Origin of the sequence: Cellulomonas chitinilytica, assembly GCF_016862675.1 — a bacterium.
Lineage (GTDB): Bacteria > Actinomycetota > Actinomycetes > Actinomycetales > Cellulomonadaceae > Cellulomonas > Cellulomonas chitinilytica.
This window is the reverse complement of the sequence record NZ_BONK01000017.1, coordinates 14,873-30,100: the sequence shown is the minus strand read 5'-3', so window position 1 is coordinate 30,100 and position 15,228 is coordinate 14,873. Positions and strand designations below refer to the sequence as shown.

Here is a 15,228-nt window from a genome sequence, read left to right as displayed (position 1 = left end):
GTTCGTCGCACCGGGTGCGACGAACCCTTCACCTTCAGCCGTCGGGCGCGCGGCCCGCGCGGTCAGCCCTTGACCGACCCGGCCAGCAGGCCGCGCACGAAGAACCGCTGCAGCGCGAGGAACACCACGAGCGGCACCGCGAGCGCCACGAACGCCCCCGCGGACAGCAGCTGCCACGCCGTCCCGCGCGTGCCGGACAGCTCCGCGACGCGCACCGTCAGCGGCGCCACGTCGGGCGTGCCGCCGACGAACACGAGCGCCACGAGCAGGTCGTTCCACACCCACAGGAACTGGAAGATCGCGAACGACGCGATCGCGGGCGTGAGCAGCGGCAGGAGCACCTGGAAGAAGATCTTCACGTGCCCCGCCCCGTCCATCCGGGCTGCCTCGATGAGCGAGGAGGGGATCTCCTTCATGAAGTTGTGCAGCAGGTAGATCGCCAGCGGCAGCGCGAAGATCGAGTGCGACAGCCACACCACCCAGAACGACCCCGCGAGCCCCCACGCCACGTACTGCGACAGCAGCGGGATGAGCGTGATCTGGATCGGGACGACCTGCAGCGCGAAGATCGCGACGAACAGGATCCCGCGGCCCTTGAAGTCGACCCACGCGAACGCGTACGCCGCGAGCAGCGCGAGCGTGATCGGGATGATCACGGCCGGCAGGGTGATGACGATCGAGTTGACGAAGTACGTCGACAGGCTCGTCGACGACCCGAACAGCGCCTGCTGGTAGTTCTCGAGCGTGACCTCCCAGTTCCACGGGAGCGTCCACCAGCCGGAGGTGCGGATCTCGGACCTCGGCCGGAACGACGTGACGAACAGGCCGAACGTCGGCACCGTCCACAGGATCGCGATGATGATCGCGAGGCCCGACGCCCACGGGGAGCTGAGACTGCCCTTGACCGCCAGGGCCCGCTGCTCGGCGCGGGACAGCTTGCGGGTGACCGACCGGGTGTCGCCCTCCTCCTCGTCGATGAGGGACGTCGGCGGGATGACGGTCATCGGATCTCCTCCGCGAGCCTCAGCTGCCGGACGTTGTAGACGACGATCGGGATGACGAGCACGAACAGGATCACCGCGAGCGCGGCGCCGATCCCGGCGTTCTGCGCGCGGAAGCTCTGCGTGTAGAACTCGTACGCCACGACCGACGTGTTGAAGTTGCCGCCGGTCATCGTCCGGACGATGTCGAAGACCTTGAGCGTCGCCATGGCGATCGTGGTGACCACGACGATGAGCGCGGGGCGGATGCTCGGGACGGTGATGAACCGGAACATGCCGACACCGTGCAGGCCGTCGAGGCGCGCGGCCTCGACGATGTCGTCGGGGATGGCCTTGATGGCCGCGGACAGGACGGTCATCGCGAACCCGGCCTGGATCCAGACCATGACCGCGATGAGGAACAGCGTGTTCCACGGCTGGTTCAGGAGGAACTGCTGCGGGGGCAGGCCGAGCCACACGAGGAGCTGGTTGAGCAGTCCGATCTGCTGGATGTTGCCGATGTCGGGCCGGAACTCGTAGACGAACTTCCAGATGATCGACGCGCCGACCAGGGAGATCGCCATCGGCAGGAAGATCAGCGTCTTCGCGAACGACTCGAACCGCGTGCGGTCGATGAGCACCGCGTAGACGAGCCCGATGAACGTCGCGGCGAGCGGGACGATGACGACCCACAGCACGGTGTTGCGCAGCACCGTCTGGAACCCCTCGTCGGTGAACGCCGTGACGTAGTTGTCGAGGCCGACGAACGCGGTGCCCTTGGCGTCGTAGAACGACGTCCGGATGGTGCGGATGCCGGGGTACACGAGGCCGAACGCCACGAACAGCAGCGTCGGGCCCAGGAAGCCCGTGACGACCAGCCAGACGGGGGCCCGCTTGATGCGGTCGATGCCGAAGAGCACGACGCCCATCACCACGACGAACAGCAGGATCGCGATGACCATCAGCGCGAACTTCTGCCCCGTGGACTCGGGGTGGAGCAACCAGTCCATACCGACCCTTTCCTCGTCGTCGAGGTCAGCGTCCTCCGGAGGGCGTCCGGGGACCAGCACCTGACGGCGGTGTCGAGACGGACGTGGTGGGAGCCGTCTTCCCGGCGACTCCCACCACGTCGGTCAGTGCTGCAGCTCGGTCAGGAGGCCGGCCAGGCCGCCTCGATGTTGTCGAGCGTCTTCTCGTCGGACTGGTCCTCGCCGATCCACGCGGTCATCTGCTTCCAGAACGCGTCGGCGCCGACGGCACCGGGCATCTGGTCGGACCCGTCGAACCGGAAGGTGTAGCTGTCGTCGGTCAGGAGGTCGAACGACAGCTTGTCGAGCGGGTTCTGCAGCAGGCTCGGGTCGAGGCCGCTGTTGGCGCTGAACCAGCCCTGACCGGTGACCTTGGCCTTCTCGTTGGCCCACTCGGGGCTCGAGAGGAAGGCCTGGAACGCGGCGACCTCGGGACGGTCGGCGAACGCCGTCACGAACTCGCCGCCGCCGAGCAGCGGCTTGTCGTCCTCGGTCTTGCCCGGGAGGTAGAAGGCGTAGACGTCGCCGTCCTCCGCGACCTTGAGGTCCGGGTCCCAGTTGGCCTGGTAGAAGTTCGCCGCACGGTGCAGGTAGCAGGTGCCGTCCGGGATGCCGTTGGCCGCCTCGTTCCAGGGCGTCGTCGCGATGGTCTTCACGTCGCCGAGCCCGCCGTTGACGTACTTGTCGTTCTTGAGGATGCCGCCGACGGTCTGCAGGGCCGAGAGGATCTGCGGGTCGTTGAACGGGATCTCGTGGTTGACCCACTGGTCGTAGACCTCGGGGCCGGCGGTGCGGAGCACGACGTCCTCGAGCCAGTCGGTGGCCGGCCAGCCGGTGGCGTCACCGGACTCGATGCCCGCGCACCACGGCTTGGCCTCGGGGTGGTCGGCGGCGATCTTGTCGGTGAGCGTCATGAGGTCGTCCCACGTCTTGGGGATCTCGTAGCCGTTCTCCTCGAACGCGCTCGGCGAGTACCAGACGAACGACTTCACGTTGGCGCCGAGCGGGGTCGCGTAGAGCGTGCCGTCGACGGAGCCGTAGTCGATCCACGACTGCGTGTAGTACTCCTTGGCGTTGTCCTGGACGGCCTGCGGGGCCGGGACCACGACGTCCGGGTAGTCCGCGACGATCGACTTCAGGAAGCCGGGCTGCGGGATGTACGCGATGTCGGGGGCGTTCCCCGCCTGCAGGCGGACGGGCAGCTGGGCCTCGAACTCGCGCGAGCCCTCGTACTTGATCGTCGCGCCCGTGCACTCCTCGAACGGCTTGTAGGAGTCCGTCTGCTGCTTCGACTCCGGGTCGACGATCGACGTGTAGACGCTGACCTCCTTGCCGGACAGATCGCCGTACTGCTCGTAGGCGGCGCAGTCGGTCGATGCCGACGCCTCGCTGCCTCCGTCGTTGTCGCCCCCCGAGCATGCCGTCAGGACCAGGGCGAGGCTTGCACCCGTCGCTGCGGCTGCCGCGTACCCGCGGCGCTTGCGGCTGTTCATGAGACCTCCACGTCGTCATGCACCGATGCGGCACGCCCTCCATCGGACGTGCCCTCCCCAGCGATGCAAGCCGCCTGGCAGGCGCATTGCAACCTCAAAGACCGGACAACTCGGTCACGATCCGATCACGTTTGAAACGTGCCCGAGGCACTTCCGCATGATCATGCGGATCTTGCGCAACACCCTGCAAGAACGGTAAGCCGCAGGTCAGACCAGCAAACTGCGCAGCACAGCGACCGCTCCGTCGTCCTCGATCGTCCCCGTCACCTCGTCCGCGGAGTCCCGCACGGCCTGCGTGGCGTGCCCCATCGCGACCCCCCGCGCGGCCCACCGGAGCATCTGCGCGTCGTTGCTCCCGTCGCCCACGGCCACCGTCGCGAACGGCTCCACACCGACCGTCCGGCGGATCTCCTCGAGCGCGCTCGCCTTCGACACGCCCCCCGGCGTGAGGTCCAGCCACGCGCTCCAGCCGACCGCGTACTCGACCTCGTGCAGACCGACCCGCTCGACGAGCTCGTGGAACAGGTCGGGGCTCGCGCCCGGCGCGCGGATGACGACACGGGTCGCCGGGGTCGCCGCCAGCTCGTCGAACGGCACGACCTCCAGCCGCCCGCTCAGCTCGCCGTCGGGGAAGTCGCCCGACACCCGGAAGCCCGTGCCGAGCGCCTCGACCGCGAACAGCGCGTCCGGCAGCTCCATCGCGATCGTCCGGATCGCCGGGCCGGCGTCGAACGTCACGACCTTGTGGATCTCGTGCCCCCCGTCGGCGTCCGGGTCGAGACGCACCGTGACCGCGCCGTTCGAGGCGACGAGCCAGCCGTCGGTCAGGCCCAGCGCGTGCGCGACGGGGACCGCCGAGTGCGCGCTGCGACCCGTCGCGAGGACCACGTGCCGGCCCGAGTCACGGACCGCGAGCACCGCCGCCCTGACCTCGTCGGACACCACGCCGTCGTACGACATGAGTGTCCCGTCCACGTCCAGGGCGACGAGCTCGCAGCGACTCATGGCTCCAGCACCTCCAGGCCACCCAGGTACGGCCTCAACCCCTCGGGCACCCGCACGGACCCGTCGGCCTGCTGGTGGTTCTCCAGGATCGCGACGATCCAGCGGGTCGTCGCGAGCGTGCCGTTCAGCGTCGCGACCGTGCGGACCTGCCCGTCCGCCGTCCGCTCCCGCACGCCCAGGCGGCGGGCCTGGAAGGTGGTGCAGTTCGACGTCGACGACAGCTCCAGCCAGCGCTGCTGGCTCGGCAGCCACGCCTCGCAGTCGAACTTGCGGGCGGCGCTCGACCCGAGGTCGCCCGCGGCCGTGTCGATCACGCGGAAGGGCAGCTCGACGAGCTCGAGCATCTCCTTCTCCCAGCCGAGGATGCGGCGGTGCTCGTCGGCGGCGTCCTCGACCGTCGTGTAGCTGAACGCCTCGACCTTGTGGAACTGGTGCACCCGGATGATCCCGCGGGTGTCCTTGCCGTACGAGCCGGCCTCCCGGCGGTAGCAGGCGCTCCACCCGGCGTAGCGCTTCGGGCCCGACGACAGGTCGAGGATCTCGCCGCTGTGGTAGCCCGCGAGCGCGACCTCCGACGTGCCGACGAGGTACAGGTCGTCGGCCTCCAGGCGGTACACCTCGTCCGCGTGCGACCCGAGGAAGCCGGTGCCGGCCATGACCTCGGGCTTGACGAGCGTCGGTGTGATCACGGGGGTGAACCCGGCGCTCAGCGCCTTGTCCACGGCCGCGTTGAGCAGCGCGAGCTCGAGTCGCGCCCCCAGACCCGTCAGGTAGTAGAACCGCGCGCCCGACACCTTCGCGCCGCGCTCGGTGTCGATCGCCTTCAGGCCCTCACCGAGCGACAGGTGGTCGCGGACCGTGAACTCCGGCCCGAACTCCGCGGCGAAGTCGCGCGGCGTGCCGACGTGCTCCAGCACGACGTAGTCCTCCTCGCCGCCCGCCGGGACGCCGTCCTCGATGACGTTCCCGATCCGCCGGGACAGCTCGGTGGCCTTCTGCTCGGCGGTGTCCGCGTCGGCCTGCAGCGCCTTGACCTGCTCGGCGAGCCGCTTGCCGTGCGCGAGCAGCGCCTGCTTCTCCTCGCCCTGCGCGGCCGCGACCTTCTTGCCGTGGGCCTTCTGCTCGGCGCGGAGCATCTCGAACTCGGTGAGCGCGGAACGGCGGCGGGCGTCGGCGTCGAGCACCTCGTCGACCAGGTGCGGGGAGTCACCTCGCGCCACCTGGCTCGCCCGGACACGGTCGGGGTCCTCCCGCAGGAGCCGCAGATCGATCACCAGCCGAGCCTACCGACCCCGCCCACCCGACCCCCTCTCCAATGGGCCGCCACGGCGCGTACCGCCAGGTGAACGGCGGTCGTCCGCAGGTGGGCCGTAGATTGCCTGGCATGGTCTGGCAGGCGTGGGTCGCGGTCGGGGTGGCCGCGACCGCGCTCGTTCTCGTCGTCATCCTGTGGGTCCGGCAGAACGAGCTGCGCCGCCGGATCACGTCGCCCCGTGCGTGGGCCCACGAGCGGGCCCTGCGGCTGCAGCGCGAGGTCCGGGCCGAGGGGCAGCACGTCGCGTTCGTCGCGAACCCGTCCAAGCCCGACGTCGCCGCGCTGCACACGTCGATCCTGCGAGCGTGCGAGGAGCAGAACCTGCCCGAGCCGCTGTGGCTCGAGACGACGATCGAGGACCCCGGGGTCGGGCAGGCGCGGCGCGCCGTCGAGCGCGGCGCGGACGTGGTCGTCGCGATCGGCGGTGACGGGACCGTCCGGGCCGTCGCGGAAGGGCTCGTCGGCACGGGCGTGCCCATGGGCCTCATGCCGCTCGGCACGGGCAACCTGCTGGCCCGCAACCTCGACATCCCGCTCAACGACCCGCTCGCCGCGATGCAGATCGCCCTGCAGGGCCGCGACCGCGCGATCGACGTCGGGTGGCTGCGCGTGCTGCGGTGGGAGTCGCAGATGGACGACGACGTCGCCGAGGCCGCCGAGCCCGCGAGCGGCCGGCGCGACCCCGACCAGCCGCGCGACCACATCTTCCTCGTGATCGCCGGCCTCGGGTTCGACGCCGCGATGGTCGCCGACGCCGACCCGACCCTCAAGCGGCGGGTCGGCTGGATCGCCTACTTCGTCGCCGGCATGCGGCACCTGCACGGCCGGCGCACCCGGGTGCACGTGCGGCTCGACGACCAGCCCGTCACCACCACCCGGCTGCGCAGCCTGCTCATCGGCAACTGTGGCCGGCTCCCCGGCGGCCTGACGCTGCTGCCCGACGCGGTGCTCGACGACGGGTGGCTCGACATCGCCGCGATCGACACCCGCGCCGGGATCGCCGGCTGGGCGCAGCTGCTCGGCGAGGTCGTGCTGCAGGGCGTCGGGGTCCGCAACGACCTGCCCGCGAAGATCGGCCGCATCGACCACACCCGCGCCCAGGAGGTCCGGCTCGTCGTGCAGGGCGGCGAGCACGTGCAGGTGGACGGCGACGTCGTCGGGCGGGTCACGGAGCTGTCCGCGCGCGTGGACCACGGGGCGCTCGTCGTCCGCGTCGCGACCACGTGACGGCGCCGGGCCGGACGACGTCGGCGAACGGCTGACCTCGTCCCTCTCGGGGCTCCCGCACCGCTACCGTGTGAGTCTGCTCGTGCCAGCGCCAGAGCCGCCGCCGGCCGCCCCCTCGCACCGCAGGAGTCGACGTGCCAGTCCCCGCCCGCACCAGAACCACGGAGACCCCGCGGACGCTGCTGCCGGACCTCGTGTACGACAACCTCCTCACGCTCGTCATCTCCGGCGACCTCGCGCCCGGCGAGCTGCTCCGCGAGGAGGAGATCGCGGCGTGGCTCGACGTGTCGCGCACCCCGGTCCGCGACGCGATCACCCGCCTGCGCGACCAGGGCCTCGTCGTGTACCGGCCCAACCGCGGGACGCGGGTCGCCGAGATCGACCTCGACCAGGCACGGGCCATCGGCCAGACCCTCGCGGCCCTGCACGGGATGGCCGCCCGGCTGGCGCTGCCGAACCTCACGCCGGACGACATCCAGCACATCCGCGACCTCATCGCCGATCCCGCCGACCTCACCGACCAGCTCAACGCCGGACCGGTCCAGGTCACCGCGGTCCAGCGGATCCTGCAGATCTTCCGGGAGCGCAGCGGGAACCCCGTGCTCGACGAGGCGATCCGCCGGCTCCAGCCGCACATGACGCGGCTGCGGGGCCTCACGTCGGACGAGATGCCCCGCGACTGGGTCCGGGAGCGCGGCGGCGCGGCCCTCACCGCGATCGACGCCGGGTCGCCCGAGCTCATCGGGCAGCTCATGCAGGGGTTCTTCCTGACGTTCAGCGAGAACCTGCTCGCCGAGGCGTCCCAGCAGCTCGGCCTCCCGCTCACGCCCGCTTCCTGACCGTTGGCGGCCGGTGCGGGCCGGCCGGTCAGGTCGCCCGGCCCTCCCGCACGGCACGCAGCCACGTCCGCGCACCGACGAAGTCCGAGTCCGCCGTCCCGACGTGCACAGTCGGCTCGACCGCGTCGGCCCGCGGGTACGAACCGAGGAAGCGCACGTACGGGCACCGGCGGCGCAGGCCCATGATCGCCTCACCCACCCGCTCGTCCGTGATGTGCCCCTCGGCGTCGATGGAGAACGAGTACCGGCCGAGCGCGTCGCCGATGGGACGCGACTCGATGCGGGACAGGTTGACCCCGCGCACGGCGAACTGCTCGAGCATCGCGAGCAGCGCCCCCGCCTCGTTGTCCGGCAGGTGCACCACGAGCGTCGTCTTGTCGGCGCCCGACGGCGGCGGCACGTCCCCGGGGTGGCCCACGACGACGAACCGGGTGAGGGCCGCGACGTTGTCGGCCACGTCGGCGGCGAGGACGTCGAGCCCGTACGTCTGCACCGCGGGCGGCGGGACGAGCGCGGCGTCGAAGCCCAGGTCGGCCGGTCCGCCGGTGCGCAGCGCGTCCGCGATCAGCGCGGCCGGCGCGGTGTTCGACGTCGCCGGCACGTGCACGACCTGCGGCAGGTGGTGCGCCAGCCACCGGCGGCACTGCACCCACGCGTGCGGGTGCGCCGAGATGCGGCGGACGTCCTCGAGCCGCACCCCGGGGGCGGCGGCGAGCGTGAACTGGACGGGGACGAGGACCTCGCGCAGCAGGACGAGCGGCGACCCGGTGGCGAGGCTGTCGAGCGTCGCCGTGACACCGCCCTCGACGGTGCTCTCGATCGCGACGACCGCGAAGTCCGCCTGACCGTCGCGGACGGCGGCGATCGCGGAGGCGACGTCGGACTGCGGCAGGTACTCCGCCTCGTCGGGCGAGGCCACCTGACGCAGCGCCGCCTCCGTGAACGTGCCCTCGGGCCCGAGGTACGCGTAGCGCGGCCGTGCAGACATCAGCCCTCCCGTCCCCACCGCCGGCGCACCTCGCCCGCGGCGACGGGTGCACCACCCGTGCAGGTCACGTGGACGTCCCCCGCACGGGCGGCAGGCCCGCCGGGGTCGAGGGTAGTGCGCACGTAGGCTGGTTCGGTGCCCACCCCTGCCCGTCCGCGCGCGTCCCGCCGGACCCGCACCCTCGTGCTGCGCGTGCTCGTCGCCGTCGTCGCCCCGGTGCTCGTCGCGCTGACCGTCGGCACGTCCGCGTCCGCCGCGACCCCGACGCCCACCCCCGCTCCGGCCGACGACGACATCGCGCTCCCCCCGGTCGTGCTCGTCGGCGTCACCGGCCTGCGCTGGGACGACGTCAGCACGCTCACCACCCCGGCCCTGTGGAACATGTCCCGCGAGGGGTCCGTCGGGGACGTCGCCGCCCGGTCCGTCGCGTCGCGGTCCTGCCCTGCCGACGGGTGGCTCGCGGTCTCGTCGGGCACCCGCGCCGCCGACCTGCCCGCCGACGACCGCACGTGCCGCACGCTGCGCGACCCCGGCGAGTCCGGGCTGGTGCCCGGGTGGGACGACTACCAGCAGGCCGCCGACGCCGAGTCGTACGGCGCCCACGTCGGCCTGCTCGGCGACACCCTGTCCGACGCGGGCGTCCCCGTGACCGGCATCGGCCCCGGCGCCGCGATCGCGCTCGCGGACTCCGACGGCCTGCCCGTCGGCACGCACCTGCCCCGGCCCGAGTCGGCGACCGGCCTCACGCGGGCCGTGCGCAGCGCGCTCGCGGAGTCCCGCCTCGTCGTCGTGGACGCCGGCGTCATCCGCGACCCCGGCTACGCCACCCGGCCGCGGACCACGTCCGAACCGCTGCCCGAGGACGCCGACGAGGACGTCGTGCCCGGCCTGTCCGACCCCACCGCCCCCGACCTGCCGTCCCCCGACGCGATCGTCGAGCCCACCCGGTCGTCGCAGGCGCAGACCCTCGACGAGCGCATCGGTGCCGTCGTCGACGGCGCGCGCGCCTCGGGCGCGACCGTGCTCGTCGTCTCGCTCGCGGACTCGTCGCGGCCCGTGCTGCAGCTCGCCGCGGCCACCGGCGTCGCACCGAACGGCGCCGCGTACTCCGAGTCGTTCCTCACCTCCGGGTCGACGCGGCAGAAGGGCCTCGTCGTCACCGTGGACGTCACACCCACGCTGCTCGACTCCGTGGGCCTCGCCGGCGCCGCGCCCGCCCTCACCGGTTCCGCGATCCTGCCCGTCGCCGGACCCGCGACCGCGACCGCCCGGGTGGCCGCGCTCCTCGACGTCCAGCTCCACGCCTCCTGGATCACCCGGGTCAGCGGCGCGTTCTCCGCCCGGCTCGCCCTCATCCAGGCCGCCCTGTTCGTCGCCGCCGCGATCATCCTCACGCGCAAGGGCCGGTCCGACCGGCGGCCGCTGCGACCCACGCTGCGGGTGCTGCGGGTCGCGTCGCTCGCCCTCGCGGCCGCCCCGATCTCCGCGTTCCTCACCGCCCTCGTGCCGTGGTGGCGCACCGGTGACCCGCGCCTGGCGTTCTGGTGGGTGGTCCTCGGCTGGGTCGCCGTCATCACCGTGCTCGCGCTCGTCGGGCCGTGGCGGCGGAACCTGCTCGGCGCCGCCGGGTTCGTCGCCGGCGTCACCGTCGCCGTGCTCGTCGTCGACGCGTGCACCGGCTCCAACCTCGTCATCGACACCCCGATGGGCGCCCACCGGCTGCTCGCCGCCCGGTTCTACGGCATGAGCAACCAGGCGTTCGCGCTGCTCACCGCCGGCGGCCTGCTCCTCGCCGTCGCCATCGCCGACCCCCTGCTGCGCCGCGGGCACCGGCGGCTCGCCACCGCGTCCGTGGCCGCGCTCGGGCTGCTGCTGGTCCTCGTCGACGGCACCCCCGGGCTCGGCAGCGACTTCGGCGGCCCGCCCGCGCTCATCGTCGCGTTCGCGCTGCTCACGGTCGTGGTCAGCGGCCGGAAGGTGAGCTGGCGGACCGTCGCGCTCGTGTGCGGCATCGGCGTCCTGGTCGTCGGCGGGTTCGCCGTGCTCGACTGGCTGCGGCCCCCCGACGAGCGCACCCACCTGGGCCGGTTCTTCGCGACCGTGCTCGACGGCGGGCTGTGGGACGTGCTCGGGCGCAAGCTGTCCGCCAACCTGCGCGTCCTGACGTCGTGGCGGTACCTCGTGCTCGCCATCGCCGGGGTGGCACTCACCTGGATCGTCGTCGCCGGTGCACGGCCCCGGCGCGGCGGCCTCATGGGCGGCGGCAGCCCGCTCGCCGGACTCGGGCACGCCGTCCCCCTGCTGCGGCCCGCCGTCGCCGCGATCGGTGCCGGGCTCACCGTCGGGTTCCTCATCAACGACTCCGGGATCGTCGTGCCGGCCACGGGGATCGCGCTCGCGGTGCCGTGCCTCGTGGCGGCCGCCGCGCAGTGGCGGCTCGGGTCGCCCGACGGGTGGACCGGTGGTGAGGGCGAGACGCCGCCCGCCGGCGGCACGGCGCTCGAGGGCGATGCCGGGGCCGACACGGGCGCCGGTCCGACCGGGGACGTCAGCGGTGCGTCGGAGGCGTCTTCGTCCCGGGCGTGACCGCGTGACGCACGCTCGAGGCCGCGACCCGCACCCGGCGGGCGTTCACCGCGAGCTGCACGTCGCGGTACTGGGCGGCCCGGTGCATCTGACCCTTGAGGTCCGAGCCCGACGGCCGGTGCCGCAGCTCGCACGGCACCTCGACCACCCGGAAGCCCTGCCGCAGCAGGTCGATCGTCATGCCCGTCTCGACACCCCAGCCGCGCGCGAGCGGCGTGGCCGCCTCGAACGCCTCCCGCGTGAGGCAGCGCATGCCGGACAGCGGCTGCGTGGGCGTCCAGCCGGTCATCGACGCGATGGCCCGCCGGGCGGCGCCGACGACGATGCCCCGCCCACCGGCGCCGGGCTGCGGCGGCAGCAGCGCGATCGACAGGTCCGCGTGGCCCTCGACGACCGGCGGCACGAGCGGGGCCGTGTTCACGGCCGTCTCCCCCAGGTCGCCGTCGACGAACAGCAGGATCCGCGGCGACCGGTCCGGGGCGTCGCGCATCGCGACGACCGCCGCACCCGTCTCCATCGCGGCGGCCTTGCCGCGGTTGTGCGAGTGCCGGACGACGACGGCGCCCGCCTCCCGGGCGACGTGCTGCGTGTTGTCCTCCGACCCGTCGTCGACCACGAGCACCAGGTCGACGAACGGGATCGCCCGGGCCGAGCGCACCGTCGCGGCGATCCGCCGCGACTCGTCCTTCGCGGGGATGATCACCGCGACCCGCTGCCGGGCCCGGTGGGCGGCCGCGCGCACCTCGTCGGCCGGGTGGGTGGCGTCGGCGGACGTCTCGCTGTCGGCGGACTTCCCGCTCTTGCGCGTCACGGGCGTCAGCCTAGCGATCCGCGCGGGGGATGCCGGACGCAGCACCGCCCGCCGCCGGGATGCACCCGTCCGGACGCGGACGAGCACCCGGGGGCGGGCGGTGACGGTCGGTCAGCGGAGCGTGACCTGGCGGGCGACGAGGCCGGCGCGGGCCCGACGCTCGTTCGCGTCGAGCGGGCCGGTCTCCGCGAGCGCGGCCTCGAACTTGGGCCGGAACGCGGCGACGGGCGCCTCGACGTCCTCGGCCTCCGAGCCCTTCGCGAGCTCCCACACCGGCACGACGAGGCCGCTCGAGCGGAAGTACCCGACGAACTTGGCACCCTCGAACCCGGACTCGCGGCGGGCGTGCAGCCGGGCGAGGGCGTCGAGGACGACCTGCTCGTCGTGCGGCTGCGCCCAGCGCAGGAACTCGCGGGCACCCATGCGGCACCAGTACGCGGAGTCGGCGGCGGCGATCTTGACGGTCTCGACGATCCCCGAGTCGGCCTCCTCGATGGCGGCCTGCAGGTCGGACGTGCGCTCGGTGTCCGGCGCCAGCCAGTACGCGAACGAGTCGAGGACCGTCACCTCGAACGGGACGGACAGGTCGAGCACGTCCTGCAGCCGCGGGCCGGGCTCGGGCAGGCCGATCGTCTCGACGGCCGTGCCGGGCTCGACGTCGAGCGCCTCGAGCAGCGCGACGGCGAGGTCGCGGCTGGTGTCGCCGGAGCTGCCGACGGTCTGCAGCGCCAGCAGGACGACGCCGTCCGAGCGGTGCAGCGCGGGCCAGGAGGTCGGGAGGACGGTCGTCACGAGCACGTCGCGCGCGCCGTGCTCCTTCGTGGTGCGGGCGGTCGCGGTCGCCGCCGGGACGAGCTCCTTGAGCGCGACCCAGTCGGGCTCGCCGGGCAGCCCCTCGAACGGGCGCAGCACGAAGTCGGGCGTGTTCTTGGCCATGCGGACCAGGCTACCGGCCCACCCGCCCCCCGCCCTCCCGGCCACCGCCCGACCCGGCCACCCGCCCCCACCCGCCGCCGTGCGGCGGGGTCGAGAACGTGAGTTCGGGGTGAGAACGGCACTGTGAAGTGCCGTTCTCACCCCGAAGTCACGGTCTCGCCGGGAAGAGGGCGCGCGAGGGGCAGGGAAGGGGCGGAGCAGAGGGGTGCGAGGGAGGGGCAGGGGCGGGGGGGTGCGGCGGCGTCGGTGTGACGTAGACCGGGCTGCGCCTCTCCGGACGTTGGGGGAGGATCGCGACATGGACCCGCGCGCCGGAACACCTGCCCAGCCGTCCGACCTCGTCGACATCGACGCCCTCACGACCGCCTACTACGACCGCGAGCCCGATCTCGACGACCCGACCCAGCGGGTGGTGTTCGGCACCAGCGGCCATCGCGGCTCCGCGCTCGACACCGCGTTCAACGAGGCGCACATCGTCGCCACCACGGCGGCGATCGTCGAGTACCGCCGTGGCCAGGGCACCGACGGTCCGCTGTTCATCGGACGGGACACGCACGGGCTGTCCGAGCCGGCGTGGAAGAGCGCGCTCGAGGTGCTGGCCGCGGCCGGTGTCGAGGTGCACGTCGACGCGCGGGACTCCTGGACGCCGACCCCGGCGGTGTCGCACGCGATCCTGCGGCACAACGGCGCGGGCACGTCGGAGGGCGTCCGGACGCACGGTCCGGGGCTGGCCGACGGCATCGTCGTGACCCCGTCGCACAACCCGCCGCGCGACGGCGGCTTCAAGTACAACCCGCCGGACGGCGGGCCCGCCGGGTCGCAGGCGACCAACTGGATCGCCGACCGGGCGAACGCGATCCTCGCCTCCGGCTGGCGCGACGTCCCCCGGGTGAGCGCCGAGAAGGCGCTGGCCGCGGACACGACCCGCAAGCACGACTTCCTCACGGCCTACGTGGACGACCTCGCGAACGTCATCGACGTCGACGCGATCCGGGCGTCGGGCGTGCGGATCGGCGCGGACCCGCTCGGCGGCGCGTCCGTCGAGTACTGGGGCGCCATCGGGGAGCGGTACGGGTTCGACCTCACGGTCGTGAACCCGACGGTGGACCCGCGGTGGGCGTTCATGACGCTCGACTGGGACGGCAAGATCCGGATGGACTGCTCGTCGCCGTACGCGATGGCGTCGCTCGTCGCGCGGATGAGCGGGGACGCCCCGTACGACATCGCGACCGGGAACGACGCCGACTCCGACCGGCACGGGATCGTGACGCCCGACGGCGGGCTGATGAACCCGAACCACTACATCGCCGTGATGATCTCGTACCTGTACGGCGGGGCCCGTGGCGGGTGGCCGGACGGGACGGCGATCGGCAAGACCCTCGTGTCGTCGAGCCTCATCGACCGGGTCGCGGCCAAGCTCGGCCGGCGGCTGCTCGAGGTGCCGGTCGGGTTCAAGTGGTTCGTGCCGGGCCTCGTCGACGGGTCCGTCGGGTTCGGCGGCGAGGAGTCCGCGGGGGCGTCGTTCCTGCGCAAGGACGGCACCGTGTGGACCACCGACAAGGACGGCATGCTCCCCGCGCTGCTCGCCTCGGAGATCCTCGCGACGACCGGGAAGTCGCCGTCCGAGCACCACCGCGACCTCGTCGCCGAGTTCGGCGAGTCCTGGTACGCCCGCGTCGACGCCCCGGCCTCCCGCGAGGAGAAGGCGACGCTCGCGGCGCTGCACCCCGACCAGGTGACCGCGACGACGCTCGCCGGCGAGCCCATTACGGCTCGTCTGACGAACGCGCCCGGCAACGACGCGGCCATCGGCGGCCTCAAGGTCACCACGGACAACGCCTGGTTCGCCGCGCGCCCGTCGGGGACCGAGGACGTCTACAAGATCTACGCAGAGTCGTTCATCTCCCCCGAGCACCTCACGCAGGTACAGTCCGAGGCGAAGCAGGTGGTGGCGCAGGCCCTCGGGTCCTGACCCGCACCCCTTCCACACGAGCTCCCCGAGTTCGACGAGGGCCCCGGC

Annotated in this window: 12 protein-coding genes; 4 read left to right on the top strand and 8 right to left on the bottom strand. The window is 72.9% G+C overall.

Annotation, left to right across the window (positions count from 1 at the left end; all coding sequences use genetic code 11):
- Window positions 1–62: 62 nt before the first annotated feature.
- From Cch01nite_RS19830 to serS, 5 genes are all read right to left on the bottom strand, one after another.
- The gene (locus Cch01nite_RS19830) at window positions 63–1,004 is read right to left on the bottom strand and encodes a carbohydrate ABC transporter permease (protein WP_203758235.1); all 942 of its coding nucleotides are present in this window, start codon (window positions 1,002–1,004) and stop codon (window positions 63–65) included.
- Complete coding sequence (locus tag Cch01nite_RS19825; protein ID WP_203758234.1) at window positions 1,001–1,990, bottom strand: carbohydrate ABC transporter permease; 990 nt, start codon at window positions 1,988–1,990, stop codon at window positions 1,001–1,003. The genes Cch01nite_RS19830 and Cch01nite_RS19825 overlap by 4 nt, the downstream gene beginning before the upstream one ends.
- A gap of 140 nt (window positions 1,991–2,130) precedes the next feature.
- Complete coding sequence (locus Cch01nite_RS19820) at window positions 2,131–3,501, bottom strand: ABC transporter substrate-binding protein (protein WP_203758233.1); 1,371 nt, start codon at window positions 3,499–3,501, stop codon at window positions 2,131–2,133.
- Window positions 3,502–3,708: 207 nt separating this feature from the next.
- Window positions 3,709–4,506, bottom strand: a complete 798-nt coding sequence (locus Cch01nite_RS19815; protein ID WP_203758232.1) for an HAD family hydrolase — start codon at window positions 4,504–4,506, stop codon at window positions 3,709–3,711.
- Window positions 4,503–5,780, bottom strand: a complete 1,278-nt coding sequence (gene serS, locus Cch01nite_RS19810; protein ID WP_203758231.1) for a serine--tRNA ligase — start codon at window positions 5,778–5,780, stop codon at window positions 4,503–4,505. Before serS ends, Cch01nite_RS19815 begins: the two co-directional genes overlap by 4 nt.
- Before the next feature lie 110 nt (window positions 5,781–5,890).
- Between serS and Cch01nite_RS19805 the strand changes: the two genes are divergently transcribed.
- Together Cch01nite_RS19805 and Cch01nite_RS19800 are read left to right on the top strand one after the other, a co-directional pair.
- Window positions 5,891–7,048: a diacylglycerol/lipid kinase family protein gene (locus Cch01nite_RS19805; RefSeq protein ID WP_203758230.1), complete on the top strand. Its 1,158-nt coding sequence runs from the start codon at window positions 5,891–5,893 to the stop codon at window positions 7,046–7,048.
- A 134-nt stretch (window positions 7,049–7,182) separates the two neighbouring features.
- Window positions 7,183–7,887 carry a GntR family transcriptional regulator gene (locus Cch01nite_RS19800; protein ID WP_203758229.1) on the top strand — a complete coding sequence of 235 codons (705 nt, stop codon included), beginning with the start codon at window positions 7,183–7,185 and terminating at the stop codon, window positions 7,885–7,887.
- A gap of 28 nt (window positions 7,888–7,915) precedes the next feature.
- On the opposite strand, the gene pheA is transcribed toward Cch01nite_RS19800, so the two are convergent.
- Entirely contained in the window at window positions 7,916–8,875 is a 960-nt protein-coding gene (pheA, locus tag Cch01nite_RS19795; protein ID WP_203758228.1) for a prephenate dehydratase, read from the bottom strand.
- A gap of 135 nt (window positions 8,876–9,010) precedes the next feature.
- Between pheA and Cch01nite_RS19790 the strand changes: the two genes are divergently transcribed.
- Window positions 9,011–11,461, top strand: coding sequence for a hypothetical protein (locus Cch01nite_RS19790; RefSeq protein ID WP_203758227.1), 2,451 nt, complete (start codon window positions 9,011–9,013; stop codon window positions 11,459–11,461).
- Here the strand turns inward: Cch01nite_RS19790 and Cch01nite_RS19785 are convergent.
- Together Cch01nite_RS19785 and Cch01nite_RS19780 are read right to left on the bottom strand one after the other, a co-directional pair.
- The gene (locus tag Cch01nite_RS19785) at window positions 11,424–12,203 is read right to left on the bottom strand and encodes a glycosyltransferase family 2 protein (protein WP_203758307.1); all 780 of its coding nucleotides are present in this window, start codon (window positions 12,201–12,203) and stop codon (window positions 11,424–11,426) included. The two genes, Cch01nite_RS19790 and Cch01nite_RS19785, sit on opposite strands and share 38 nt — an antisense overlap.
- Before the next feature lie 180 nt (window positions 12,204–12,383).
- Window positions 12,384–13,208, bottom strand: coding sequence for a DUF5926 family protein (locus Cch01nite_RS19780; RefSeq protein WP_203758226.1), 825 nt, complete (start codon window positions 13,206–13,208; stop codon window positions 12,384–12,386).
- A gap of 298 nt (window positions 13,209–13,506) precedes the next feature.
- Here Cch01nite_RS19780 and pgm point away from each other — a divergent pair, with 298 nt between their 5' ends.
- The gene (gene pgm, locus Cch01nite_RS19775; RefSeq protein WP_203758225.1) at window positions 13,507–15,180 is read left to right on the top strand and encodes a phosphoglucomutase (alpha-D-glucose-1,6-bisphosphate-dependent); all 1,674 of its coding nucleotides are present in this window, start codon (window positions 13,507–13,509) and stop codon (window positions 15,178–15,180) included.
- Window positions 15,181–15,228 lie beyond the last annotated feature (48 nt).